23 protein-coding genes are annotated in these 25,449 nt (G+C 44.1%); 7 read left to right on the forward strand and 16 right to left on the reverse strand.

Features of this window, described 5'->3' with window-relative positions:
• Positions 1 to 75: 75 nt before the first annotated feature.
• The gene (locus tag DYE48_RS10770; RefSeq protein WP_115823631.1) at positions 76 to 531 is read right to left on the reverse strand and encodes a flavodoxin; all 456 of its coding nucleotides are present in this window, start codon (positions 529 to 531) and stop codon (positions 76 to 78) included.
• The gene (locus tag DYE48_RS10775; RefSeq protein ID WP_115823632.1) at positions 528 to 920 is read right to left on the reverse strand and encodes a hypothetical protein; all 393 of its coding nucleotides are present in this window, start codon (positions 918 to 920) and stop codon (positions 528 to 530) included. Before DYE48_RS10775 ends, DYE48_RS10770 begins: the two co-directional genes overlap by 4 nt.
• Positions 921 to 1,145: 225 nt before the next feature.
• On the opposite strand from DYE48_RS10775, the gene DYE48_RS10780 reads away from it, so the two are divergent.
• On the forward strand, positions 1,146 to 2,930 hold the full coding sequence (locus DYE48_RS10780; protein WP_115823633.1) for a S9 family peptidase: 1,785 nt from the start codon (positions 1,146 to 1,148) through the stop codon (positions 2,928 to 2,930).
• Between the two features lie 40 nt (positions 2,931 to 2,970).
• On the opposite strand, the gene mmuM is transcribed toward DYE48_RS10780, so the two are convergent.
• From mmuM to DYE48_RS10805, 5 genes are all read right to left on the reverse strand, one after another.
• Positions 2,971 to 3,909 carry a homocysteine S-methyltransferase gene (gene mmuM / locus DYE48_RS10785; RefSeq protein WP_208639652.1) on the reverse strand — a complete coding sequence of 313 codons (939 nt, stop codon included), beginning with the start codon at positions 3,907 to 3,909 and terminating at the stop codon, positions 2,971 to 2,973.
• Positions 3,910 to 3,947: 38 nt separating this feature from the next.
• Complete coding sequence (locus DYE48_RS10790; RefSeq protein WP_115823635.1) at positions 3,948 to 4,511, reverse strand: hypothetical protein; 564 nt, start codon at positions 4,509 to 4,511, stop codon at positions 3,948 to 3,950.
• Positions 4,512 to 4,641: 130 nt separating this feature from the next.
• Positions 4,642 to 5,022 carry a DUF4870 domain-containing protein gene (locus DYE48_RS10795; protein ID WP_115823636.1) on the reverse strand — a complete coding sequence of 127 codons (381 nt, stop codon included), beginning with the start codon at positions 5,020 to 5,022 and terminating at the stop codon, positions 4,642 to 4,644.
• A 229-nt stretch (positions 5,023 to 5,251) separates the two neighbouring features.
• Positions 5,252 to 5,866 (reverse strand): class D sortase, encoded by a 615-nt coding sequence (locus tag DYE48_RS10800; protein ID WP_115823637.1) that lies wholly within the window; start codon positions 5,864 to 5,866, stop codon positions 5,252 to 5,254.
• A gap of 343 nt (positions 5,867 to 6,209) precedes the next feature.
• On the reverse strand, positions 6,210 to 8,417 hold the full coding sequence (locus DYE48_RS10805; protein WP_115823638.1) for an ATP-dependent helicase: 2,208 nt from the start codon (positions 8,415 to 8,417) through the stop codon (positions 6,210 to 6,212).
• A 197-nt stretch (positions 8,418 to 8,614) separates the two neighbouring features.
• Between DYE48_RS10805 and DYE48_RS21160 the strand changes: the two genes are divergently transcribed.
• On the forward strand, positions 8,615 to 8,788 hold the full coding sequence (locus DYE48_RS21160; RefSeq protein WP_167356014.1) for a hypothetical protein: 174 nt from the start codon (positions 8,615 to 8,617) through the stop codon (positions 8,786 to 8,788).
• A 623-nt stretch (positions 8,789 to 9,411) separates the two neighbouring features.
• On the opposite strand, the gene DYE48_RS10815 is transcribed toward DYE48_RS21160, so the two are convergent.
• Positions 9,412 to 9,909, reverse strand: coding sequence for a hypothetical protein (locus tag DYE48_RS10815; RefSeq protein ID WP_115823640.1), 498 nt, complete (start codon positions 9,907 to 9,909; stop codon positions 9,412 to 9,414).
• 127 nt (positions 9,910 to 10,036) lie between these two features.
• Between DYE48_RS10815 and DYE48_RS10820 the strand changes: the two genes are divergently transcribed.
• Entirely contained in the window at positions 10,037 to 11,203 is a 1,167-nt protein-coding gene (locus DYE48_RS10820) for a DUF4317 domain-containing protein (RefSeq protein WP_115823641.1), read from the forward strand.
• A gap of 211 nt (positions 11,204 to 11,414) precedes the next feature.
• Here the strand turns inward: DYE48_RS10820 and DYE48_RS10825 are convergent, their stop codons facing one another.
• Positions 11,415 to 12,014, reverse strand: a complete 600-nt coding sequence (locus DYE48_RS10825) for a class I SAM-dependent methyltransferase (protein ID WP_115823642.1) — start codon at positions 12,012 to 12,014, stop codon at positions 11,415 to 11,417.
• A 164-nt stretch (positions 12,015 to 12,178) separates the two neighbouring features.
• Here DYE48_RS10825 and DYE48_RS10830 point away from each other — a divergent pair, with 164 nt between their 5' ends.
• The gene (locus DYE48_RS10830) at positions 12,179 to 13,363 is read left to right on the forward strand and encodes a cation:proton antiporter (RefSeq protein WP_115823643.1); all 1,185 of its coding nucleotides are present in this window, start codon (positions 12,179 to 12,181) and stop codon (positions 13,361 to 13,363) included.
• Between the two features lie 86 nt (positions 13,364 to 13,449).
• Here DYE48_RS10830 and DYE48_RS10835 read toward each other — a convergent pair whose 3' ends face one another.
• The 6 genes from DYE48_RS10835 to DYE48_RS10860 form a co-directional block, all read right to left on the reverse strand.
• The gene (locus tag DYE48_RS10835) at positions 13,450 to 13,776 is read right to left on the reverse strand and encodes a four-helix bundle copper-binding protein (RefSeq protein ID WP_115823644.1); all 327 of its coding nucleotides are present in this window, start codon (positions 13,774 to 13,776) and stop codon (positions 13,450 to 13,452) included.
• 73 nt (positions 13,777 to 13,849) lie between these two features.
• On the reverse strand, positions 13,850 to 14,521 hold the full coding sequence (locus tag DYE48_RS10840; RefSeq protein ID WP_115823645.1) for a response regulator transcription factor: 672 nt from the start codon (positions 14,519 to 14,521) through the stop codon (positions 13,850 to 13,852).
• Entirely contained in the window at positions 14,496 to 15,893 is a 1,398-nt protein-coding gene (locus DYE48_RS10845) for a sensor histidine kinase (RefSeq protein ID WP_167449492.1), read from the reverse strand. Before DYE48_RS10845 ends, DYE48_RS10840 begins: the two co-directional genes overlap by 26 nt.
• Positions 15,894 to 15,975: 82 nt before the next feature.
• Positions 15,976 to 18,003 carry a heavy metal translocating P-type ATPase gene (locus tag DYE48_RS10850; protein ID WP_115823647.1) on the reverse strand — a complete coding sequence of 676 codons (2,028 nt, stop codon included), beginning with the start codon at positions 18,001 to 18,003 and terminating at the stop codon, positions 15,976 to 15,978.
• A 23-nt stretch (positions 18,004 to 18,026) separates the two neighbouring features.
• The gene (locus DYE48_RS10855; protein WP_244199411.1) at positions 18,027 to 19,511 is read right to left on the reverse strand and encodes a multicopper oxidase family protein; all 1,485 of its coding nucleotides are present in this window, start codon (positions 19,509 to 19,511) and stop codon (positions 18,027 to 18,029) included.
• Between the two features lie 26 nt (positions 19,512 to 19,537).
• Positions 19,538 to 19,792, reverse strand: a complete 255-nt coding sequence (locus DYE48_RS10860) for an SHOCT domain-containing protein (RefSeq protein ID WP_167449494.1) — start codon at positions 19,790 to 19,792, stop codon at positions 19,538 to 19,540.
• Positions 19,793 to 20,059: 267 nt separating this feature from the next.
• Here DYE48_RS10860 and DYE48_RS10865 point away from each other — a divergent pair, with 267 nt between their 5' ends.
• Positions 20,060 to 20,695 (forward strand): YdhK family protein, encoded by a 636-nt coding sequence (locus DYE48_RS10865; RefSeq protein ID WP_115823650.1) that lies wholly within the window; start codon positions 20,060 to 20,062, stop codon positions 20,693 to 20,695.
• Positions 20,696 to 20,927: 232 nt separating this feature from the next.
• Here DYE48_RS10865 and DYE48_RS10870 read toward each other — a convergent pair whose 3' ends face one another.
• Positions 20,928 to 22,298: a hypothetical protein gene (locus DYE48_RS10870; RefSeq protein WP_115823651.1), complete on the reverse strand. Its 1,371-nt coding sequence runs from the start codon at positions 22,296 to 22,298 to the stop codon at positions 20,928 to 20,930.
• 369 nt (positions 22,299 to 22,667) lie between these two features.
• On the opposite strand from DYE48_RS10870, the gene katG reads away from it, so the two are divergent.
• Together katG and DYE48_RS10880 are read left to right on the forward strand one after the other, a co-directional pair.
• Positions 22,668 to 24,902, forward strand: a complete 2,235-nt coding sequence (katG, locus tag DYE48_RS10875; protein WP_115823652.1) for a catalase/peroxidase HPI — start codon at positions 22,668 to 22,670, stop codon at positions 24,900 to 24,902.
• A gap of 166 nt (positions 24,903 to 25,068) precedes the next feature.
• The gene (locus tag DYE48_RS10880) at positions 25,069 to 25,371 is read left to right on the forward strand and encodes a hypothetical protein (protein WP_425269300.1); all 303 of its coding nucleotides are present in this window, start codon (positions 25,069 to 25,071) and stop codon (positions 25,369 to 25,371) included.
• Positions 25,372 to 25,449: the final 78 nt, after the last annotated feature.

The following is a 25,449-nucleotide window of genomic DNA, read 5'->3' on the forward strand; positions in this document are numbered from 1 at the left end:
CTGTTATCCTCTGCGTTTTATATTGGTAAAGGCTTTTTGAGAGACTATCCCAAATGATGAATTCACTGAAAATGCCTATGCTTTGACGTTCAGAAAATGGTTGGATACACTCTCTGCAAACTGCGAACACGCATTCAGGTCTTCTTCTGTATCTGGATTCATTTCAATTTTCAATCCTTCTGCAATAAGATCCGCACCCGCTTCTTTCAAATGATCTTCCAACAGATGGACAGCTTCACAGAAACGAGGGTACACGGGATCACCGGATCCGAACACGGCTGCTGATATTCCTGTTAAATCAACATCAGCCAGCTCATCATAAAAATCCTCTACTTCATAGGGTAAATCCCCATCGTTCCATGTATAGGAGCCAATAAGTAAACCATCATACTTTAATAGCGAAGAGACTTCTATGTCTTCTAACTCGCGCATTTCCACCTCATGGTCAGAGTCTAAATGAGACTTTAAAAGGTCAGCTATATCCTCTGTATTTCCAGACATACTGGCAAAGCCAATCAGGATCTTCGTCATGACTTACTCCCTTCTGATACAGCTTCATGCGTATATAAATTCTTCATCTGTTTATATGCTTTCGTATACATTTGGAATAAACCCTCATCTCGAACATGTAGAGCCTGATCAATTTTGTACGCTTGGTAATTCAGTTGCAACTCTACATCCATCCAAGTCATCAACACCCGTTTTTGATAAAGTTCATCTATAAAACGTGCAGACATGTTGAAAGGCTCTTCACTTTCTGTCTGGACGCTGACGTTCCACCCGTGGCTTTCTATATAAAAAGGATCGTTCAACACATATAAGCGCTGGCCTTTTTCAAAGCGAATCGTTTTGTGACAGCCACAACCTGCATTAAACCTTTCATATCGGAAAGGTTTAATGACATATAAACAATGTCCCATGCCTGGCTTCACTCCCTTTGTAAGTATATAAACATATTAATTGATAACGATTATCATTGTCAATTGTTATTTGATATTCTTTGAGCAGCTGTTTTATGTATATGGTGTGGAGCAGAACCGTTCGCTCTTTTGTCGATTACTCCAGTCACATGCGAGACAAGGAGGAATCAAACAAAGGAATGTCGAAACTTGTTAAATGACAAAAAAAGGAATGGAGTTTTGTACATGTTAAATTTCCCGCACCCCGATGTTGAACAATTTTTTCAAACATATGGAATAGAGACATTTGCCGTAAGTGCGGATGAATCTCAGCTTGTCTTCAGTACAAATTTGAATGGCAAATACAATCTATGGGCGATGGATCTTCCGAATACTTTCCCCTATCCACTAACGTTCCACAATCAAAGCTGTGAGCACGTCACCTACGATCCTAAAGGGAAATTCATGATTGCTGTTGTGGATGAAGATGGGGATGAAAATGGACAAATTTATGCCATACCGCCTGAAGGAGGCCCTCTCCAACCTGTACGTAAAAAAGATGGTGCCCGCCACATCCACCCCTTTTTATCAAAAGACGGAAAGCAGCTGTACTATACATCAACAAAAGATGACGAAACGTACATGAAAGGCTATCGCTTTAACTTGGAAACTGAAGAGGAAGAAGTCATCGTCCATGGTGAAGGTGGGATGACGGTTCTGGTCGACAAGAGCCCGGAGGAAAAAAGCTTCCTCTATATGAAAGCTTTTTCGAATACATACCAGTTGTATTATGTAAAAACAGGAGAGGAAGACCTTCTTCTTACCCCTTCACCTGAGCCTCAGCACACGGTATCCGAAGCGGTTTTCGTTTCCGAACAGGAAATCTACTTGCTCACCAATTATGAAAGTGACTTTTCTTACCTCGCCCGCTTCAACATTGAAACGAAGTCTTTTGAAAAAGTCGTGCACGCAGAGGCGGAAGATTTAAAGCACATGAAGTATGATCAAACGACGGAGTCCCTGTATATCATCAGTGAAAAAGGTGTACGTGATCAGCTCTACCGTTATAAGCTGCGCGAGAAGCAACTCGAAAATCTGGAGTCCCCCGTAAGTGTCATCGATCAATTAGTCATTGCTGATTCTGGAACGGTGTACCTTCGCGGTGACTCTGCGACGGTACCTGCTAACCTATATAAACAAACTGAAAAAGACTGGGAACCGTTAACGAAATACGGCGTCCCAGGCGTGAATAAGGAGTATTTGATATCACCTGATTATGTTACCTATGAATCTTTTGACGGCTTAGAAATAGAAGCTTTACTGTACCGTCCAAAACCAGAAAGAGATAACGGCCATATGATTTTTTGGCCTCACGGAGGCCCACAAGCTGCGGAACGCGCTTCCTTCCGCTCTCTCTTCTTGTTTCTCGTCCATGAAGGATACAGTCTTTTCGCTCCGAACTTCCGGGGCTCGACAGGATATGGACAGGCATTTGAAAAAATGATTGAGGGCGACTGGGGACATGCTCCCAGGCTCGATAACGTCGCTGGTCTCGACTGGTTGATCGATGAAGGGTACGCAACGAAAGATAGCATACTGTTGATGGGCGGCAGCTACGGAGGCTATATGTCTCTCCTGCTTCATGGCAGACATCCGGACTATTTCAAAGCGGTCGTCGATATCTTCGGCCCCTGCAACTTGTTCAGTTTCATCGACTCCGTACCTGAACACTGGAAGCCAGCCATGGCCCAGTTGGTCGGTGACCCTGAAAAAGATAAAGAAAAGCTCGACGAAGACTCTCCGATCAACTACCTTGATACGATGACTAAGCCGATGCTCGTCATTCAGGGAGCAAAAGACCCTCGCGTAGTCAAAGCGGAATCCGATCAAGTCGTTGAAGCTTTGAAAGAGAAAGGAAGAGACGTGGAATACATTGTCCTGGAGGATGAAGGGCATGGTTTTTCCAAGAAAGAAAACGAAATTCTCGTGTACAGGAAAGTACTAGAATTCTTTAACCGCCAAATTCAATAGAAACAAAAAGAAGGGCTCATTTCAGCCCTTCTTTTTGTTTCTATCTTTTCATTTTCCACTTTTCTGCCAACACGCGAATGTGTTGGGGAGTCGTCCGGCAGCACCCGCCGATGAGCGAAGCACCTCTTTCAACCCATTGTTCGGATGCATCATCAAAATAGACTGAAGAACCTTCCCCATACCACGTGTTGGAGTCTGGGTCATACGTTTCGCCGGAGTTCGGATACATAAGCAATGGCTTGTCTGTATGTTTTTTCAGGACCGCCACCGCCTCTGCCGCTATTTCCATTGGTGCACAGTTCACCCCGACTGAAGCGACTTGGCTGCTATCATTCAGCTCTTCAGCACACGTTCGAAGAGGCGTACCGTCGCTGATTTCTTTTCCATTTTTTAATGTAAACGACATCCAGGCATACGTCTCCGGAAATTCGAATAATAATGTAGCCAATACTCTCGCCTCTTGAAAAGAAGGGATCGTTTCCATTGCTAGGAGATCTGCTCCCGCCTCCACCAACGCCTTCATTCTGGGACGATGAAAATCGACCAACTGTTGATCAGTCACCCCGTAATTCCCTGTGTATTCTGATCCGTCTGCAAGATAAGCTCCATAAGGACCGATCGAAGCGGCCACTAACGGTTTAACATTGTTACCATAAGAACCTTCTTCCCAGTATTCATCTCTGGCGCTCCTGGCAAGCTCAACCGTTTTCTTGATCAACGATAACGATTGCTCTTCGGAAAAGCCCCGTTCCGCAAAGCCGGAAATCGTCGCCTGGTAACTGGCGGTAATGGCACAATCCGCTCCCGCTTTGAAATATTCTTTATGTACTTCCTTGATGTCCTCCGGATTTTCCAACAGCACTTTCGCTGACCATAACGGATCGTCCAAGTCACAGCCATAAGCTTCAAGTTCTGTCGCTAAAGCGCCATCCAGAACCATGACAGAATTTTGTTGAAGAAATTTCTCAATGGGATTCATGTTCAACTTTTGCATCTTTCATTCCCCTTTCTAAAGACCTACCTTGCATATCTTTCCATAATCTCATAGAATGGTTCCCATTCATCAGGAAAACCATTGTCTCCTGACTTTACGATACTCCTTCCATCCCTGAGCAATTCTAAACTCCATTGCGTTCCATCCATAATTGGAAATTCACTAGAATAACGAGATTTCCAGTTCAGAAGATTCACCGATTGGATTTCAGCGATGATACGATCGACCGAGGTTTTCCTCAATTGCTTAACATAAACCTTTTCTCCTCCCTCATTCCGGTGCCCCCATTTCATATCTCTTGTTTCTAAGTTGATTTCAACGAAAAACTCCCCTTCAAAGAATCCCCCTATGGAAAAGTTGATTCCTTTTATACGGGCATAAGCTGCCTCTATGGCTTCACGTTTATTCCAACGATATCCGCAATCGTTACAAGAATATTCAGGTCCATCAATCAGAACACAGCAACCGCCCAGCACGACCTTTCCTTCTTCTACTTGTTGGTAAGCTTCATAGGTTGGTTCCCCATATAAAATGGTGGCTACCTTTTTCGAATGACATCTGGGGCATTGTTTATAAGTGATCGCCATCCGTATGTCCTCTCTTCTCTGACTTCTTATTCAAATGCTTTTTTCACATTTCGACACCTTACCGATTCACTCCTGCTAAAAAGAAGAAACTACCATCCAAGGGAAGATGGTAGCCTAATAGTCATGTATGTCATTTTGCCATTTTCTGAAGCTGTTCTTCCGCCATTTTCCCTGTCACCGGTAAATGGTATCTTTCCCCCTGATACGCTTTCACCATCAACAATATCCATAACACCAAAGAAACTGGAGCCATTAATAAGCTGACAAAAAGTCCGATAATCGGAATGAAATTGACGACAAAACCAAAAACAAAAAAGAAACCAAATAAGATTACGGACTGCATGGCATGAAAACGAATGAATTCATTTTCCTTTTCAATGAGAAGGAAAACGATGCCGCTGATAAAGCCGAGCAAATAGGCAAGCAGGCCTCCGACATTTTCCTCTAACCCTGTAGAAGATTTTTTCTCTTCCTCACTGCCTGAAGTTTTCGTTTTTGATTCTTGATCCACCTTCCACCCTCATTTCAAAATAGTTTTTCAACCTAGCACATATGCCCCCTTCCTTTTTACTAATACATATCCGTTTGATTAAAGAGTATGACCAGGATGGTATTAAAACTTCGGTTGATTTCAAAGCATAATTTAATTTTAAGAATAGGATTCACGCACCAATCTCTTTTTCCTCACACATAACAAACTAAAAAACCTCTCCTTTCTTCACAAAAGGAGAGGTCTGTCATTATTTTATCTCTTGCTGCTTCACTAAATCTGCTTGTACGATAAAACGCTCAGGTGCAGAACCGGTAAAGTCAAACGGATAACGAATGGTCAATGTCAACGTCGGAGATGATTTCGGGACCAGGACCGATGTATCTTCCGCGTCCGTCACCCAGATGCTATTGATTTGATATTCATACTCGATGTTGTTTTCCGTCAGGTAGATAAAATCCCCTTCCACTAAACCATCAAGCCCTACGAAAGTCGTCTCCCTGTGACCGGCGAGTGCGGTGTGGCCACCTTCGGAAGGAGATGTCGTAAACGACGTATCATACATTCCGATTCCTTTTTCTAACGTGTCTGGATCAGAACCGTAATACACAGGGTACTTTTTGCCAAGTTTCGGAATCGTCAACTCTCCCATCCCTTCACCGTTTTCATACGTTTCAGCAGAAACATGGTCCACGGTGTAGGAAGAGTCACCTGGATTTTTAGAAACCGAAGAGCTTTGGCGCAACTCCGTCTGTAATTCTGGGTCATAGGAAACGACGTGACTTTGCATCCACCATTGGTAACCGTTCCACAAAACCACCAAGAGTCCCAGTGTTATGAAGGTGATGCTAAGCTTTCGGATCATCAGACTTCATCTCCTTTGCGTTCAAGTGAAGGATTAGATTTTCTTCTTCTGAACAATAGAAACGCGCCAGCCCCGACTACGAACGTTCATGCAAAATACCGACCGGTAAGAGAGACTCGTTTCCGCGAGTGGTGCACATTTTTCATCACTTCGGGAAAAGATTTACCTTCTATGATCTATGTTATAGGTTTTTTATTAAGTGAACGATAAGCAGAGGTGAAAGAGGTGTAAAAGAATGTTAATGTGACGGTTAAAGAAGGAAAGTTTCCAATTAAGTTCCTGATTAAATATAAAAAAAAGATGCCTCGATCCTATGGACCTGGCACCTTCTGGGTGGGTTCTATTAACGTTCCATACTTTCTGTACTCTTACTCAACAATCCATTGTCTAAACAAACCTCTAACAACAGTTCTTTGTAACCTGCTTCTTCAAATTGGATGCCGATCTCGTCGGTATCATATTCCTTGATGACACCGGGACCGAACTTCCGATGAATGATGGGTTTTCCAATCTCCACCTCATCCAATTGGAGCAGGTTTTCATCTGATAAATCAGGAGCTTGACGCTTTGGTTTTTTCAGCGTCTTCTTCTCTCCTTCCGGCTGAAGAATCCTCCTCACGTTCATCAAAAAAATCGATTCAGTCACGCGTTCACTGCCTTTGTAGCTGTACGTCAACAACTCAAGGTTTGTCCTGGCGCGCGTCATTCCAACATAGAAAAGGCGGACGGCTTCTTCCATTGGTCCAGCTTCCTTATTTCGGTACGTTTCCATATCATCCTTCGACGGAATGACGCCATTAACGAGGTCGATCATGTACACTTTGTCATATTCAAGACCTTTAGCACTATGGAACGTTGTCAGCGTCAGAGGGCTTTTGTTTTTATTGTACTTCGACGTTTGAAGAAGCTTCTCCAACTCCTTTAAACGATCAGCAAAACCTTTCAGTGAGCCTAATCCCTCGGCAATCTTTTCAAGGGTGTTCAAAATGTTCATCAAGTGTTCGGCATTGAAGCCGAATTTATCGGACATCTTTTGGAGCGCATGATCGTAACCAAGCTTTTCCCTGATCGTGCGGATCGCTTGGGCGGGCTCCATTTCGTTGATGTCTTTAAACAGCTTTTTTGCCTTTTTAATGTTCTTCGATTGATAGTCAGGCAGGTCCCTTTCCAAAAGCCGATCGAAAACGGATGCTTGGCTATTTTTCTTTTTCAAAAAGAAAATCTGCTTTTTCGAAATGTAAGCATTGAACTTCGTATGAATCCGCTCGAGAATATCGACGCGGCGATCATTGTAGGAGAATCGCATAAAGTTCAGGATATCCTCTACGACCCAGTGTTTGAAAAACTTCGGATCGATGTCTTTCATATAAAAATCAATGCCGGATTTATCGAGCTGATCAGCGATCGGTACAGCCGATGCGTTATTGCGGTAGAGAACAGCCACTTCTTCTCCCGGCTCTCTTTTTTTCAGCTGTTCCGTGAGATACTTCAACTGCTTTTCATAGTTGCTCAAGTTTTTGACCTCGATTGGAGTGTGCGCCTCATTTTCCGTGAACATTTCTTTTGCATACCGCTTTTTATTGCGTTTGATGAACTGGTTGGATACCTTCACAATGTCCTGAGATGAGCGGTAATTCTGGGACATCGTCAGAACGGTTCCGGTCGGATACGTTTCTTCAAAGTCCAAGAGTTTGTCAACATCCGAACCGCGCCACATGAAAATCGACTGATCATCATCCGCTACGACACAAAGGTTGTTCTGTGGTTTTGCCAACAATTCAACGATTTCATGCTGAACCAGCGAGTTATCCTGACTTTCATCTGTTAAAATGTATTCAAACTGCTGCTGATACTTGGATAGGATTGCTGCATCGTCCAATAAGATTTGATGGCAATACGTGAGCATATCATCAAAATCAAGCAGCAACTTAAACGGATCCTTTTTCTTAAATGCTTCATACGATTGATAGATGTCCGCTGCTTTTTTCACCTGACAAGGGACCCGCTCGAGCTCTCTCCCTTCAATCATCCGGTTCTTCACAAAACTGATGTACCTCATCAGCTCGTCCATCTCATCGTCCGTCATCTGCACACCATTTGTATCTTCATATAACTTTTTCAAAATGAACTTCTTATGAAGAGGAACCTCTGGCCCGTCCCAGCCTTTTTTCAATTCTTCATCACTTATATTTCCTTCAATCAGCTGGAAGTCTTGACCATTCTTCCGTAATGATTCACGGACCACTTTGTAGGCGAAACTGTGGATGGTGGAAAAGTGGACCTTTTCATTCGTCAGACCGGAAAAGAAACGATCGAAACGTTCTGACATATCTCGTGCTGACGCTTTACTGAACGTGACCGCCATGATCCGATCCGGCTCTACTTTTTTCTCGAGGATCAAGTAACCAATTTTCATATTCAGTGTCGTTGTTTTCCCCGATCCCGGTGACGCAAGCAAAAGCAGCGGCCCGTCCGTGTGCACCACCGCCTGTTGCTGAACATCGTTCAAAAGAACACCCGTCTCTTGTTCCATCCGCTCAAAAAAATCCATTTCTGTCCTCCTCCTTTCCGATCAACTTACAACGAAAAAATAGATGGAAGAAGGCACACACGCTTCTTCCATCTATTTTTTTCAACTTCACTTATTATACATTGGATTTCTTATCGTTTCTAGATGAATTTCACCACTTCCTTACATGAGAAATACAATTCCGTTTCATAATAAAAAGGAGACGGAGGTGAACAATCATGGCGAAAAGAACAAAGAAACACGATGCTGAGCAAAAGAACAAAAAGGGATTTGACCCGAAAAAAGCCGATACTGAATTTTCTCAGGAATTCGGCAGCGCAGCAGCTAACGAGGCTCACAAACAAGAAGCGCAAAAAGCACGCAAATCGAAAAAAGCAAAACAAGATAACTAACACAAAAAGGGTTCCTTCATTAAGGAACCCTTCTTTTTCGCTATTCCCTTAGCTCCCTTTTGTTGAAGACTCAGTTTCGAGATGTTTCGGGGTTCGTTGCCTGGGTTGAGCGTCAGGGGTGGCTGGGAAGCTACTCGCTTTCCTGTGGGGGAGCGCCGAGCTTCCTCGGACTGCGTCCTGCGGGATCTCGCCTATCTCCTTCTCCCACGGGAGCCTCGCAGCTTCCCAACCACCCCATTCCATGCAGGAGAGAAACGAACCCCTATACCAAGATAGGACGTCTTGCACGTCCACTTAGAAACGGGCATAAAGCGCTTTATATCAAGCTTTCACGCTCGGAAGGCAATCGGGGGAGAGTTTTATATCATCTACTTCGTTTGAGCATACAAGCAGTTTTTTGAAAAGTGGTTTCGAGACACTCCCATGGTAAAGGGGCGGAGGGGAATGGCGAGACTCCTGTGGGAAAAAAGTTCATGGTGAGACCCCGCAAGGCGTTAGCCTGAGGAGGCTCACCGCGCTCCCACGGAAAGCGAGTCATTCCCCTCCGCCCCCATCCACTCAACAAAAGTCTCGAAACTAAGTCTTCAAGAAACCTGCCATATTCTTTAATAACTAATTGAGTCTTAAAGTAAGAAAAACAGACTAAAAAATAACACCAATGTCCAAAAGTAAGATAGGTTTACGGTTCGTTCGGGTGACTGCTCGAACCGTTTTCTTTTGTGCTCAAAAGAAAAAATAAATAAAAATATTAAGAATAGAAAATAGGATAGGAAAACATAGAAAAGAGAACGCACCTGTTCAATCCACCCTCCTATGGGGCCTATCGTTCCTCCCAGTAAAAACAAGACGACAGAAGTACCTCCGATGAACATGCATATGGAGGGCATATACGTCCAAATGGACTGTTGGAATTTATGTCCTTTTTTCGCCTCGAACAGAAATAGTATGTAAAAACCAGTGATGAAGAGGATGAGGACCAAAAACGTTATCAGCGGAGAATACACAGCTCCCTCTCCTCTCGTGATTTCCACTCCTATATGACCAAGAAGGGTAGACTCGAGGATCCACATAATTAAAGCCATTCCAATGAATGCGAAAATTTGATAGATGGACCATTTCATAACTTCACCTCCTTTGCCTTTACGTAAACCACCGCTCCTTTGTTTCAATTTCTGGGTTGTTTATATTTTCTCTATGTTAAAATAAGAGAACCAGAAAAGGAATGACCAATTTAGGAGTGAACGATGGATGGACAAAAAAGACATTGCCGGCATCCGCAGGCAGCTTAAAGTGGATAATGACCTATTGAAAATCAAAAATATTTTCAACGTCTATATCATGAAAGAAACAACAGAAATTTATCATCATCAGAGCCAGCCATTTGAAATGCTCGATAAAGATCAGCAAGAGCTCTATATGAACAATTTCAAAAAGCTTCTCACCGGGCAGCTCGACGAAAAACTGTTCGAACTGAAGTTTCAGCGTGAAGCCGAAGACAACAGCCAGCTGATTTTACATAAAGGTCTTCTAAGTAACCATGTGGACGACTGGAAGGAACAAATGCTTCAGATGACGGAAAAAATCATCCGCGATCATCCGTATGAAAAGGATGTCGTTATCTCCTTCATCCGTGCTGAGTATATGAAGCCGACAAGACGCCGCAGCGAAGAATCAGAGGAAAGCAGTCGCGACGCCGTTTATTCGAACCCGTTCATCCTCTGCAGTATCAATAAAACCGAAGATCCGAAAAAAGAAATTCAGTTCGACTATATTGAGAAAGAGTTCAAATATAAAATTGAAGTCGATCCTGTCATCGATTTGAAAAACCCGATGACCGGCTTCCTTTTCCCAGGAATTACGGACGGGGCTTCCGATGTAAACCACATCCTCTACTATGCCGGGAAAGCGAACGAACCGGACTATCGTTTCATTGAAGACGTGTTAAACGGGGAAGAAATCATGACGGCGAAAGAGGATAAAGCCATTTTCGAAGAAGTTATCCGTGACGTCGTCGGGGACCAATTGAGCCCTTCCACCCTCGCCAATGTGTATGGGGAAATCAACCGCACCGTCGAGGAAAACGAAGACGATACCCCGCCGAAGCTTGATTACAGAGATGTCGAACGCGTATTAAAATCGAGCGGCGAACAGGTCGATTCAGAAAAAGTGAAGCATGCTTTCGCCCAGATTACCGACAATGAAGGATATGAACTGAAAGCAAGCAGTATCGTGCCGAAATACAATTCAAAATCGATTAAAATTAATACAAAAATCGCCAACATATCGATCAGCCCCCAGGACCTGCAGTATGTCAGACAGGTCAATTACAAAGGCAAACGCTGCATTATGATTGAAGTGGAAGAAGATGCCGAGGTTGATGGATTTAAAATGCTGCCGGAGGCTTTTGGAGAATAAGCGCCAAGCGACGGCACCTAGAGACAAAAAGAAATCCCTGCTCCCCTTTCAGAATGGGGAGCAGGGATTTTCACGAGTCTTGGTTGATATTTTTCATTTTTGATTGATATCTTTGAATTATAATTGATATATTCGATTTTCAATTGATATCTCACAACTTTAATTGATATCCGTAATCTATCCACTTTCAGTTATGGCAGGGCTCGTTTCCTCATACTCGAATGAATGCCTGAATCACATGACCGACACCTGTATGCCGTTCCCCTTCAGTCCGGTCCGCTTCACCATAGTAAAAATGCAGGCATTTGTACTCACTGATCCAGTGCAGAACATCTTCAGGCGAATATAGCATGCGTTTATCTTTCGGACCTCCGGTACCATAAGCAAGCTGGTCCTCAGAATAGACTTCAAAGAGGACAACCCCTCCAGGTTTTACCGACCGTATCATCTGCTCAATAAGAAACGATTGGCTCTCTTTCGGCACATGACCGAAGACCATAACCGCTGCATCAAACTGGCCGGCTTCCATTTCTTTTTTCGTCAAATCCGCCTGAACAGTATCTATATGAACGCCCTCTTCTTCTGCCAACTGTTCAGCTTTGGTCAGCCCTTCATCCGATTGATCGAATACCGTTACCTGATGTCCCTGTTTCGCCAGGTGGACAGCATTTCTTCCTTCCCCCTCCGCGAAACAACCTACGTGTCTGGCTTCTTTCAACTGTTCAGTAATTTCAACTACGAACGTATTCGCTTGTTTCCCGTACACATACGTTTCTTTTGAAAAGCTCTCATTCCAAAACTCTTTAGACACTCCATATACCCCCTTTTGTATATTGCTTTTATCATAAGCATAGCACGTGTTCACTTTCTTATGCGAAAAAAGCAGCTTGATATCCTATAGTTTATATAAAAGAAGTTTCATTATTTCTTCCAAAGGATAATGGCAAACCATACATAGAAAAAGGAGGTTCGACCATGTCCATCACACAAGGAATCCTACTATTGTTCATCGGTTTTTTCATCTTCACACTCGATAAAAAGCAGGAAAACCTTCCTGTACCCACGGTTCTTGTCTTTATTGGATTCGGTTTATCTTTCATCCCTTACTTTTCTTCCATCGAAGTGACAGAGCATATGATTTATCATGTGTTTCTCCCCGCTCTCTTATTTGTTTCCGCCTACCGTTTTCCGGCGGATCAGTTTAAAAAGCATATGGGCTTCATCCTTTTTCTAGCCACTGCCGGACTTCTGTTGACAGTGGGTATCCTGGGAGGGCTTGTCTATATTCTGAGCGGACCTTTCCTTTCGCTCTCTATCATCGGTTCTTTACTGCTTGCTTCCATCCTAACGCCAACCGACCCTGTTTCCGTTGTGTCGATCTTAAAAAATTCTACGGGCGATGAAAAGATCGCGGATGTCGTTGAAGGGGAATCCCTTCTGAATGACGGGACAAGCATCGTGATGTTCTCAGTGCTTCTGAGCATTTATACGAGCAATGAAGATTTCTCTCTCTTCTCATTTACGAGCGAGTTTTTAGTCGTTTCCTTAGGTGGAGCTTGCTTGGGGATCGTGTTCGGCTGGTTGATGAGTAAGGGCGTTCATTACACCCACAACAAAGAATATCAGGTGATGCTAAGTATCGTTGTGGCCTATGGAATATTCAACCTGGCGGAAGCCACTGGAGTATCTGGGGTTCTCGCAACAGTATCGGCTGGTCTTATGCTTTCCTTTGAATACGGTCGAACCATAAAGGAAGAACATTTCAAAGAGTCATTGGACGGTTTTTGGGGCATCGTTGAGATTTCGCTGCTTTCTCTATTATTTCTACTGATCGGTATCAAAGCCGCTCCCTATTTGAGCACACCTGTCTGGGGATTTGCTTTTCTCGTCTTCCTGCTATCGATGGTCGTCCGGTTCCTCATCATTGCAGGCAGTACAACCCTTTTCCCCCATTGGCGGAAAGAAATTTCCTGGCGTGAATCAACTGTGATCTCATGGTCCGGCCTGAAAGGAACAATGTCCGTGTTTCTTATTTTAAGTTTTCAAGTTCAGCAGACGGGTGGTCATGAATTGTTTCTATCATTAGCTTTTGCGACGGTATTGATTTCTCTCGTCATCCAAAGCATCGGGGTCTATCCGCTTTCAAAGAAATTGCTATAGTCTCTCCTTCATTAAGGTACCTATATAAAAAAATTCTCTACAAAAATAAAATCAGATCAGCTCTTCAGCTGATCTGTTTTTTTAGGTTACGCAATCTTTCTACAAGCATCGGCACACTCTTGGCAAGCTTTCGCGCATGCTTGGCAATGGTCATGATCATGCTTCGCGCATTCTTTACCGCAATCATCACAAATTTTCGCACATACAGATGCTAGTTCCGCCACATAAGGAGTACCTCTCGTGATCGCTGCTTCTAAGTATCCACAAATATCTGCACACTCACGATCCAAACGAATACACTCAGCCATCATTTTCACGTCTTCTTCTTTAAGACAAGCATCATAACAATGATTGCATGCCTCCATACATTCATGTAAAACCTTAAGCGTTTCCTGATACTGCTGGTGAGCCATAAATTAATTCCTCCTTATTATTTTGATCTTACATAGTTATAATACCCAGTACCCGTATAAGTAAACTTGTTTTTTACTTATTTATCCATTTGTATCCGACACCCCAGACCGTTTTCAAGTGGTCATTGATCGGGAAGCCTGAGCGACGGATTTTTTCACGGATGTGACGGACATGGGAATCAATCGTTCTTCCCCCTGTATCTGATTGAATGCCCCATACGAGATCGAGCAGATCATTCCTATCATAAACATGGTTCGGATGTTTAAGCAGTAGGCCTAAGAGTTGAAACTCTTTCGGTGTCAAAGAAATTTCCTCGTTCCCGAAGTGCAATTCGTAAGTATCACTATTCCACTCCAAACCATTCACTTGGATCGAGGACTGCGGATTTTCTCTCCTCAATAAGGCTTCTATTCGAGCAATCAGGATCTCTTCATCGAAAGGCTTGGTTATGTAGTCATCCGCTCCTGTTTTCAATCCACGGATGACGTCTTCTTTCTGATCTTTAGCGGTCAACATAATGATTGGAACCTTACTGAAGGTACGTATTCGCCGGCATGTTTCCATTCCATCCATATCCTTCATCATAATATCCAAGAGAACAAGGTCGTAAGAGTAGATTCGCAGTTCTTCCAACCCTTCCGTCCCGCTTCTCACTTTGTGAACCTCATATCCGTGAGGGACCAAATACAGTTCTAATAAGTCCAACATTCGCTTTTCATCATCGACTAAGAGTATTCTTTTCATCGTTATCTTCCTTTGGCCAAGTGATTGAGATCGTCAATCCTTCTTCATTAAAAGCTTTCACGACTCCCCCGTGCAATTCAACGATTTCCCGTACAATGGAAAGGCCTAGTCCTGTTCCTCCGATTTCCCTTGACCTGGCTTTATCAACACGGTATAACCGTTCGAATAAGTAAGGCAGAGAGTCTTCAGGGACCCCGGGCCCGTCATCAGATATCCTGATGATCACGTGCTGTTTTTTTGTTTCCGCTGTCATCTTTATCGTTGTCTTTTCTCCTCCATAACGGAGGGCATTTTCCACGATGTTATGAATAACCTGTTTCAATCGCATAGGGTCCGCATAAACCTTCGTATTTGGCGGAACATCTATGAGCAAATGGGTTTTCTTTTCCTTCAAGACGGGATACAGATGATTCTTTAATTCTTCGAGAACCAAGGAAACGTCCACATGTTCAGGTTCAATAGCAAACGTATTTTCATCCATTTTTGCAAGCTGAAAAAGTTGCTGGACCATGTCCGTCAAGTGAGTCGCTTCTTCTTTTATGATGTTCAAATAGTGATCTTTATCTTCGGAGGATGTCTTCTTTTTTGCCGCAACATCTGCATAGCCTTTGACATAAGTGAGAGGCGTCCTCAGTTCATGAGCGATTGCAGATAAAAAATCGTGACGCTCTTTTTTTATTCGTTCAAGATCTTCGGATAATCGGTTGATCGAAGAGGCAAGAACCCCCAGTTCATCATTCGGATGTTCATCCAGATACTCTTCCACTTTTCCGGTACTCAAGTTCTCTGTCACTTCTTTCATCCGAATAAGGGGACGGGTAATAAATTTGGACAGAGCGACAACGATCAGAATCGTAACCAAGATAAGAACGGCCATAACGAGGACAAACTGGCGGGTTAGATGACCAATAATGCTCCGAATCACTTCTGAAGGAGAAAACATGAACACATTTCCTATCTGTTCATTCTCCACGATGATTGGAGAGACTGTAGCCACATAGGGCTCTGTCCTCCATTCATCTTCAATGACCCTCTCCTCCTCTTCTATCTTTCCATCAATCGATTCATAAAAGATATCCGGATAGCCTTCTTCATTAAACGATTCCGATAAAATGTTTCCATCTCCATCTGTAATGATCACCTCTGTAACAGCTTCAGATTCCATCAAGGCTACATGAGCGAGCGTTGATTCATCAAAATAATTTTCTAATACATCACGGTGACCGGCACCGCGCGTCAATAACTCCTCCATCACTTCATTGATTCGATGGGTAGAAACGGTTGTATATAATACTGCAAAAAGCAAGAGTTCGATTAAAATCATAGAGATAAAGAAAAGTAATCCTAATTTGATTGATATTTTATGCTTCATATAACCTCTCATTTTTAAGGGAAGGACCTATTTATTTTAATCCTACCCTCTATTTGTGCAGAATCTGTGCAGGAAACAGAAATCAGGATGCTTTGAGAAGTTTTGCATTAATCGCCACAATCACTGTACTCAGACTCATGAGCACAGCTCCGACTGCAGGGCTTAATACGATTCCGACAGGAGCAAGAACGCCTGCGGCCAGTGGAATCGAAAAGATGTTATAGCCCGCTGCCCACCATAAGTTCTGGACCATTTTCTTATAGGTGTTTTTCGATAAGGTTACGATGGATACGATATCTCTTGGATTGCTCTTCACGAGTACAATATCCGCTGTTTCCACCGCCACATCGGTTCCACTTCCGATAGCGATCCCTACATCGGCAGTCGCGAGAGCTGGCGCATCATTGATCCCGTCTCCGGTCATGGCCACTTTTCTGCCTTCTGCCTGGACTTTTTTCACTTGATCCGCTTTGTGATCCGGCATGACTTCCGCATACACTTCATCAATGCCGATCTGTTCAGCCACCCAGTCGGCCACTCGTTGGTGATCCCCAGTGAGCATGATGGAACGGATGCCTCTTTCTTTCAATTCAGATACAGCCTCCTTCGCAGAATCACGGACCATATCAGCTAAGGCAATCATTCCGAGATAGGTGTCATCCAGGAGGACAAAGACGACCGTTTTTCCTTCTTCCGATAAGCGGCTGAACGTTTCCTGATCATAGTTGTATTCGTGCTCTTTCATATATCCCGGGCTCATGACTTTCACTTCTTTTCCGTCCACGGTTCCTTTCAATCCTTTTCCAGTAACGGAATCAAAGTCTTCCACTTTTCCAAGAGAAATCTCCTTGTCTTCTGCTTCCTTCAGAATCCCTTGAGCCAATGGGTGTTCAGAGTTCTGCTCTGCACTCGCTGCCCAGTAAAGGAGGTCTTTTTCATCATCTTTTTCTGTAATAAGGTCGGTCACGCCGAACTCCCCTTTTGTAAGTGTCCCTGTTTTATCAAAAATAACGGCATCCACGTTACGTGCATTTTCGAACTGTGTCCGGTTCCTTATAAGGAGCCCCTGTTTTGCAGAGAGTGAAGTGGAAACTGCGACAACCAGAGGTGCTGCCAATCCTAAGGCGTGAGGACATGTGATGACCATGACAGTGACCATACGCTCTAAGGCTACATCCAATGAAAAACCTAAGGCGAGCCACACTACAAACGTTGTGATCCCCGCCCCCAGAGCCAGGTAGAACAACCATTTAGCCGCACGATTAGCGAAATCCTGTGCTTTGGATTTTGAGTTTTGTGCTTCTTCCACAAGTGTGATGACTTGGGATAAATAGGTGTCATCTCCTAACTTTTCTACCTCCAGCGTGAGACTTCCTTCTTTATTAATGGAACCGCCGATCACTTCTTCTCCCTCTTCTTTCTCTACCGGCACTGACTCGCCAGTAAGCATGGATTCATCAATCGCTGATTTCCCATCTATAATTTTTCCATCAACCGGAATTTTCTCTCCCGGCTTCACGAGTACACGATCATTCTCTTTCAGTTCATGGACGGGCACATCTTCGACTTGGTCGTCCTCTGTCAGGCGGTGGGCCTCACTCGGCATCAGTTTTACCAATTCCTGTAGAGCATTAGAAGCCCCCATCACGGACTTCATCTCAATCCAGTGACCCAGGAGCATAATATCGATCAAAGTAGCCAATTCCCAAAAGAAGTTTCTTCCCGACCATCCGAATACGACGAGGGAACTGTAGGCATAAGCCACGAATATGGCGAGTCCGATCAGAGTCATCATACCGGGATTTTTATTTTTCAATTCATCGAGGGCCCCTGTTAAGAACGGCCACCCTCCGTAGAAGAAAACGAAGGTAGCTAAACCGAATAAAACATATTGATCAAACGGGAATGTGAAGCTGAATCCCAAAAGCTCTTGAATCATAGGTGAAAGGACCAGAATAGGTATTGTAATAATTAATGATATATAAAACCTTCGTTTGAAATCATCGATCATCGCTCCGTGATCATGACCTTCGTGAGAATGATCATGGCCCTCATGAGACTCTTCATCATGATGTTCTTTATGTTTTTCATGAGAATGTTCTTCACTCATCTTTTAAACCTCCGTTTCTATTATTAAGGCTGATTCGTCTGATTCAGCTCGAAAGGTGAAAAAACACTTGTATAATCCACAATGGTTACCATGCCACGATCTGCGTGATTATTATCATGACAATGGAACAACCATTCCCCTTTATTGTCCGCTTCGAAATAAATCGTATACGATTCTCCAGGTTTCACGTTAATCAAATCTTTCACGACCGCTCCTCCATCTTCTGCTTCCACCTGAAAACGATGGCCGTGCAAATGCATCGGATGATTTAACCGCCCTTCATTGGTGATATCCACTTTCACGATGTCTCCTTTTTCCACTTGAATCGGAGGCGTTTCAGGAAAAACGCGGTCATTAATCTGCCAGATCATCCCTTCTCCCATGTTCATCCCCATACTAAGGTTCATATCATACGATACGTCCACATCCGGTACGGTATCGAAAAGCAGATCCTTACTCGCATAAGAAGTACCTTTGCTGGTTGCAGGGTCTTTTCCAGTCACTTGTAGATTCTCTCCACTGGAATCCGAAGAGAGGACAGGGATCTGCATATCCTGAGAGTTTTCAACCGAAGGCATTTCTCCAATGATTTCATCGTCCTTTCCCTTCGTGTATAAGACATCAATCCGTTCACCTGGGGCGATTTCCAACACGTTTCTTTCCCCTGAACTTTGCACAGGCTCCGCATCGACAGCGAGCATTTCCATGGACCCTTCAGGAAAGACGAGTCGGTGAAGCTGGTATCCGGCATTGACGAAGCGAAGCCGCGCTGTTTCTCCTTCTTCCATTCTCAAAGGATCGATCGCATCTCCCGCTTTGCCGTTCACTGTGAATGTATCGTACATTTCTTTTGTATCTGCTTCACCATCTCCCTGCATCGAACCCATCATCATTCCACCCATATTCGTCCAGTTCTCACGGTCCTGGTTAACCGCCCATTCGTCTAAGATGAAAACCTCATCATGTTCCGGTTTCTCCCCTTTTTCTTCAACAACAAGCGGCCCATATAAACCCTTGTCTACTTGGAGAGAACTATGTTGATGTGAATGATACCAATATGTTCCTGCGTCTTCTGCTATAAATTCATATGTGAAGGATTCCCCCGGTTCTACAGCATCCTGGGTCACCCCCGGAACTCCATCCATCCGATTGGGGAGAATAACCCCATGCCAATGAATGGTGACAGGAACTTCTAATTCATTGTGCAGTTCCACTTGAACAAAATCGCCCTGTTGAACACGTAAAGCCTCACCAGGGACCGTTCCATTATAGGTCCAGGCATTGACGGATTCCCCCGTCTGTATTTCCCAATCTGTTTCCTTCGCCGTTAGCTCAAATTGTTTTGTAGGCCGGCTGCCGGCATCAATCGGTTGAATGTCCAGAATACTTTGTCCTTGTTCACTACTGTTTAACTCCCCTGCGCTCTTCTCCTGCATAAATGGAGATTGAAAGAATACCCAGACTCCTACAGCAATGAGCGCTATAATCATGAATGATCCAAACCACATCCGTTTCACCACTTCTACCTCCCACATCACTCATCCAATTTCTTCTTCAAACGATCATATTCTTCTTCTGTGATCTCCCCACTTGCTAAGCGTTTCTTCAACACATCTTTTGAACTCGATTCTCCTCGCTCCTTATCATTAAATTCTTTTGCATTCGGTTTCATCATCCATCTGGCTATAAGAAAAATAGCGATGATAAGAATCAGGAAAATCAAACCAAAGCTAAAAAATCCTCCGAAAAAGCTGTTACCCATTCCGTTACCATCCATCATTCCGCCCATCATCATTCCTCCTTTTCTATAATACGTATACCACGTAGTGTATATAAATAACACACGTAGGATATTCCTTAATCAATGTAGCGTTTATTTGTCTATACCCGCCAATTGTGCAGAATTTATGGATTTTTTATAGACTTTTTCTTCAACCTGTTCTTTTACCTTTCTATCCTTGGAATCATTTTTCTCTGTCTCAAGCATTGATCTTTTTCTTAATGGGAAGAATTTGATATATTGTTGTTCACTACCAATAGAAAGGAAGGGATTCGCATGAAAAAACGTTACGGGATTTCCCTATTGTTAAGTTTGATTCTTCTCTTGAGCGCGTGTGGAAATGAAGAAAATCAGGGCAATGAAGAAAGTAATGAAGAAGCAGCCAATGAAGAGGAAATAAATCAAGATGATAGCAGCCAGGAAAACATGGAAGATGATCATTCTATGGAAGAAGGGCACAGCCATAACATGTCCAGTGATGGTGAAATTCCAGATGGATTGGAAGAGGCAGATAACCCTGCATTCAATGAAGGCGACCAAGTGATCATCGAGGCCGAACATGCTGAAGGTGATGAGCCAATGATGAAAGGGGCGGAAGCTACGGTCACAGGAGCTTTCAATACGACTGCTTATGCCGTATCCTTCACCCCTACTTCAGGCGGAGAACCTGTGACAGATCACAAATGGGTCATACACGAAGAGCTTGAAGAACCTGGAGACGCTCCCCTTGAAGAAGGGACGGAAGTGACGCTTAACACTGATCACATGGAAGGCATGGAGGGAGCAGCAGCGACCATTGATTCAGCCGAACAAACCACTGTTTACATGCTGGACTTTACAACCGTTAATGGCGATCAGGAAGTCACAGACCACAAATGGGTGACAGAAGCCGAACTGCGTTCACCTGAATAATGCGGAACCTTTTCCATACCTTATTTTCAATTATGCAACAAGCGCTGATTAAGAGAATCAGCGCTTTTATTTTTTGTGATTCCTTCCTGATTGTTGGTCGTAGGGCCTGTTTCTCGTTCGCTAAGGATCAAACCAGCTTCCCAAAGAGTAGAGTTGGTACATAAAAATCTGGACAAAAAAAGATTGATAGAATTTCAACATTCTATCAACCCTTATTATCTGATATTTGAATTTAATAAACCAACAGCGTGAGTAAGGAAATGCCTATTCCTAAGAAACCAAGCAAGATACTGTACGGCAGGTTTCTGAGCACAATTTGGTACGGATTCATCCGTAAGGCTACAGAAGTAATCGTCACAATCAACCCATAAGGGGCGGATGGTACTGTCGCAATCGCACAGGCAGACAGAAGGATCGTCAGCGTAACCTCTGGAAACGTTCCAATCAATAGTTCACTGACACCTCCGAAGATTCCCATCGTTGCCAGCGGATGGACTCCTAACAGCGTCATTACAAGGAAAGCGGCCTGGATGAAGAGCATAATGAGAAGTGGACTTCCTTCAAGCGCAATAAGCGGATCCTGCAAATATTTCAAGTATGGCGAAGCGTTCAACGTTTCCGTCAAAAAGGAAAGGGCGAGCAGGAGAACGATAAAGTTGCTCAAGTGGTTCGTTTTCCATTTCCATGTCGGCCAGCCGATCTGCAGGAAACTTCTTTTCCGCTTCACGAGCACAGCCCATGTGAAAGCGAAAGGGAAGATCGATACGGTCACAGCAAAAAGAAAGTCCAGCTGAACGACGTTTCCTAAGAATACGACCACCGCTAAAAACAGGACGAGCGCGACAACGAACTGGACCAGTTTTTTACGGCTTTTCCCGGTCCCTTTTTCTAATGAAGGTGATTCGATCTGGTGTTTACGGAACATCATTTTACCAATGAATGAATCCATCGAAATCCCAAGAACCGCGATCAACAGCATCCATGGCAGAACCTCTAGATAGTTCGCCCCGGTAATGAAAATCGAGGTCGCAAGCAGGATTTCAAGCGGGCTCCATAATAAAGCAAGCGAATACCCCCGCAGTGTCGCCATTAAAATAAAACTGTTCTTCACTTTCGTTTTTACATCTTTCAACTGTTCCTTCAGCAAGTCCTGCGAGATGGTGGCAGAAGACAAGTTCAGGAAAGCGGCCAAGGATACCATGGTCACTTCACTGCGGACATACAAGGAACCTAGTCCTTTGACGTTAGTTCCTAATAAGGATTGCAGAAGCTTGTTATACCTTCCCGCTTTAACGACACTATTCATCCATGGAAGCATGGATAATAGGAAGAGGAGTCCAATGTTCCCGGCAAAGAACGAAGGAATCTCCTGGAATGTCGTATCGCTCGAGAAAAAGAAAAACGCTCCAGCAACTAAAAGCACCATCCCTAAGATCTTGAACACACGATCGGCACGAGGGAAACTGATCGCCAGCATGACGATTCCTAGAATTCCTATGATGGTATATAAGGTAGAGTTGCTCCAAAACACGTGAACAACATTCAAGGCAAAGACGAACGAATAAAATATGTATAAGTAGTTGGATATGTGACGCACAATCATTCCCCTATCTCATCGGCTGATTTTCTATGTTTGCTCGGGAGCATCGTTTACTAGAATCAATGCTTTCATGCTATACACAATGGGAATATTTTTCAATGAATTTGTATTTAAAAATGCGAAGACTTTCTCTTGAATTTATGCGTTCATGTATGCCGTGATCTCATCCCTATCCCTTTCTTCCAATGCTCCCTCCTGCTTCATAGACATTATAAATCTACTAAAATATGATTCACTTTCATCTCCTATTAATGAAATAAAATTTTTTCCAGTAAATCAGAGGGTTCTTCCTTTCAAAATTCGCGCCTTTTTATTATAATTATAATCTAAGACCGATTATAATTTTTTCACAAATATAGGAGGGTATCATTCATGGACAAAAATGAAATGCATGACAGCCAAGCTGGTAAGTGTCCCGTAACCCACGAAAAAACGAAGGAAGAAAGTGCGGTAACGACAACGAAAGTCGGCACAACGAACAAAGACTGGTGGCCGAACCAGCTCAATCTGCATATTTTACGTCAGCATGATAAAAAATCGAACCCAATGGGAGAAGACTTCGATTATGAAGAAGAATTCAACAAACTTGACTATTACGCCCTGAAGCAGGACTTGCATGAGCTGATGACAGATAGTCAGGACTGGTGGCCGGCGGATTACGGACACTATGGTCCCCTCTTCATCCGTATGTCCTGGCACGCAGCCGGAACCTACCGTACAGGAGATGGACGCGGTGGTGGTGCCACAGGTACCCAGCGTTTCGCACCTCTGAACAGCTGGCCGGATAACGCGAACCTTGATAAAGCCCGCCGTCTGCTATGGCCGATCAAGCAGAAATATGGCAATAAAATATCATGGGCAGATTTGCTCGTACTTACCGGAAACGTCGCGCTTGAATCCATGGGCTTGAAAACTTTTGGATTTGGCGCAGGCCGTGAAGACGTCTGGCATCCAGAAGAAGATGTCTATTGGGGAAATGAAAAAGAATGGCTCGGCGACAACCGTTACTCCGGTGACCGTGAACTCGAAAACCCGCTCGCTGCCGTGCAGATGGGACTGATCTATGTAAACCCTGAAGGTCCTAATGGCGAACCGGATCCGCTTGCGAGTGCACGTGACATCCGGGAAACATTCGCCCGTATGGGGATGAATGACGAAGAGACTGTTGCTCTTGTCGCTGGTGGTCACACCTTCGGTAAAGCTCATGGTGCCGGCGACCCTGACAAAGTCGGTGCATCCCCTGAAGCGGCTGACATTGAAGATCAAGGCTTAGGCTGGATGAGCTCTCACGGTAGCGGAAAAGGCCGCGACACGATCACGAGTGGTGTAGATGGTGCATGGACAGCGAATCCGACCGTTTGGGACAACGGCTACTATGATCTTTTGTTCGGATACGAATGGGAGCTGACGAAGAGTGCAGCAGGTGCCAACCAGTGGGCTCCGGTCAATCCTAAAAAAGAAGACATGGCTCCGGATGCAGAAGATTCATCTGTAAAAGTTCCTACCTTTATGACAACAGCTGACATGGCTCTGCGTATGGACCCTGATTATGAAAAAATTTCACGCCGTTATCATCAGAACCCGGATGAATTTGCTGATGCCTTTGCACGTGCATGGTTCAAGCTTCTTCACCGTGACATGGGACCAAAAGCAAGATATCTCGGACCAGAAGTCCCTGATGAAGACTTGATCTGGCAGGATCCAATTCCTACGGTTAATTATGAGTTGACGGACGCTGAAGTGGCAGAGTTGAAAGAAAAAATCCTCGATTCCAGACTTTCAGTGAGCGAACTTGTGAAAACGGCCTGGGCTGCAGCAAGCACGTATCGAGGCTCTGACATGCGTGGCGGGGCGAACGGTGCCCGCATCCGACTTGCTCCACAAAAAGATTGGGAAGTAAACGAACCACAACAGCTTTCCAAAGTGCTTGCGGTTTATGAAGGTATTCAAAAACAGTTCGATAAAGAAGTCAGCCTTGCTGATTTAATCGTCCTGGGCGGAAGCGTAGCCGTAGAAAAAGCGGCCAAAGATGCAGGTGTCGAAGTAACGGTTCCATTTGTCTCCGGCCGTGGCGATGCCACCCAAGAACAAACCGATGAAGAAAGCTTTGAAGTCCTCGAGCCGATGGCTGATGGATTCCGTAACTATGAGAAGAAGAGATATACGTTGAGCCCCGAGGAACTGCTTGTCGACAAAGCACAGCTTCTTGGTCTTTCTGCACCTGAGATGACTGTACTTGTTGGTGGTATGCGCGTACTTGGAGCAAACTACAACGACACAGACTACGGCGTATTCACAGACAACGTCGGTACACTGACGAACGACTTTTTCGTGAACCTTCTTGATATGGGAATCGAGTGGAAGCCGAGTGATTACAACGAATACGAAGGACGTGACCGTCAGACAGGCGAGCTTGTCAGAAAAGCAACACGCGTCGACCTCGTCTTCGGATCCAACTCTGTCCTGCGTGCGCTTGGTGAAGTGTATGCTCAGGAAGATAACAAAGAGAAATTTGTGCACGACTTTGTTGCGGCATGGGTAAAAGTGATGAACGCGGATCGTTTTGATTTGAAGAAGAAGAAAGATTTGGCTTATCATAACGCGTAAGTAAGAAGCAGGAGGCACACTTAGCCTCCTGCTTTTTTGTTATACTCACGATTCAACAAAAGCAACGGACCACGCTTTCATAGATATCTGCTATCATGGTAGGAGGAAATGATTCTACTGTTGCAAGTAGACGACAAAAAACGTCCCCCGCTTAAAGGAGGTATGCTTGGTGGATCGGAGCCATGAAGAAGAAGTCATTCGTAATTATCAAAAAGGCGAAAAAATGATGATTTTGCTTTTTGCCCAGTGGTGCATCAACCTCGACCTGGACCCTATAGCCATTTATAAAGAGGCCTATCCATATCAAGAGAAAAATAAAGAACTGGTCGATGCCCTGGAGCTGACCGTCCCAAAAAAGGAGTCGGATCACATTGATTCTGAAACTCTGCTTGAAGTGCTGTCTCTCTATGGAAATGACGACCTCGCTTTTGTTGTATCTGATTTAATGATCCGTAAAAATGTAAAGTAAATAAACCCAAAAAGAAAGCACCTTGTCATGATACTACCTGGGCATTCGGTAAGGTGCTTTCTTTTGCTGTGTTATTTG

The sequence above is a fragment of the Halobacillus trueperi genome (genome assembly GCF_003386945.1).
Classification (GTDB): Bacteria; Bacillota; Bacilli; order Bacillales; family Halobacillaceae; genus Halobacillus; species Halobacillus aidingensis.

Excerpts from the sequence above, each read along its gene's own strand:
- DYE48_RS10800 (WP_115823637.1), bottom strand. The coding sequence starts at position 5,866 with ATGATCCGAAAGCTTAGCATCACCTTCATAACACTGGGACTCTTGGTG.
- DYE48_RS10870 (WP_115823651.1), bottom strand. The coding sequence starts at position 22,298 with ATGATTGTGCGTCACATATCCAACTACTTATACATATTTTATTCGTTC.
- DYE48_RS10780 (WP_115823633.1), top strand. The coding sequence starts at position 1,146 with ATGTTAAATTTCCCGCACCCCGATGTTGAACAATTTTTTCAAACATAT.
- DYE48_RS10830 (WP_115823643.1), top strand. The coding sequence starts at position 12,179 with ATGTCCATCACACAAGGAATCCTACTATTGTTCATCGGTTTTTTCATC.
- DYE48_RS10815 (WP_115823640.1), bottom strand. The coding sequence starts at position 9,909 with ATGAAATGGTCCATCTATCAAATTTTCGCATTCATTGGAATGGCTTTA.
- DYE48_RS10845 (WP_167449492.1), bottom strand. The coding sequence starts at position 15,893 with ATGAAGCATAAAATATCAATCAAATTAGGATTACTTTTCTTTATCTCT.
- DYE48_RS10805 (WP_115823638.1), bottom strand. The coding sequence starts at position 8,417 with ATGGATTTTTTTGAGCGGATGGAACAAGAGACGGGTGTTCTTTTGAAC.
- DYE48_RS21160 (WP_167356014.1), top strand. The coding sequence starts at position 8,615 with ATGGCGAAAAGAACAAAGAAACACGATGCTGAGCAAAAGAACAAAAAG.
- DYE48_RS10790 (WP_115823635.1), bottom strand. The coding sequence starts at position 4,511 with ATGGCGATCACTTATAAACAATGCCCCAGATGTCATTCGAAAAAGGTA.
- mmuM (WP_208639652.1), bottom strand. The coding sequence starts at position 3,909 with ATGAATCCCATTGAGAAATTTCTTCAACAAAATTCTGTCATGGTTCTG.
- DYE48_RS10775 (WP_115823632.1), bottom strand. The coding sequence starts at position 920 with ATGGGACATTGTTTATATGTCATTAAACCTTTCCGATATGAAAGGTTT.
- DYE48_RS10770 (WP_115823631.1), bottom strand. The coding sequence starts at position 531 with ATGACGAAGATCCTGATTGGCTTTGCCAGTATGTCTGGAAATACAGAG.
- DYE48_RS10850 (WP_115823647.1), bottom strand. The coding sequence starts at position 18,003 with ATGAGTGAAGAACATTCTCATGAAAAACATAAAGAACATCATGATGAA.
- DYE48_RS10855 (WP_244199411.1), bottom strand. The coding sequence starts at position 19,511 with ATGTGGTTTGGATCATTCATGATTATAGCGCTCATTGCTGTAGGAGTC.
- DYE48_RS10840 (WP_115823645.1), bottom strand. The coding sequence starts at position 14,521 with ATGAAAAGAATACTCTTAGTCGATGATGAAAAGCGAATGTTGGACTTA.
- DYE48_RS10865 (WP_115823650.1), top strand. The coding sequence starts at position 20,060 with ATGAAAAAACGTTACGGGATTTCCCTATTGTTAAGTTTGATTCTTCTC.
- katG (WP_115823652.1), top strand. The coding sequence starts at position 22,668 with ATGGACAAAAATGAAATGCATGACAGCCAAGCTGGTAAGTGTCCCGTA.
- DYE48_RS10835 (WP_115823644.1), bottom strand. The coding sequence starts at position 13,776 with ATGGCTCACCAGCAGTATCAGGAAACGCTTAAGGTTTTACATGAATGT.
- DYE48_RS10820 (WP_115823641.1), top strand. The coding sequence starts at position 10,037 with ATGGACAAAAAAGACATTGCCGGCATCCGCAGGCAGCTTAAAGTGGAT.
- DYE48_RS10860 (WP_167449494.1), bottom strand. The coding sequence starts at position 19,792 with ATGGGCGGAATGATGGATGGTAACGGAATGGGTAACAGCTTTTTCGGA.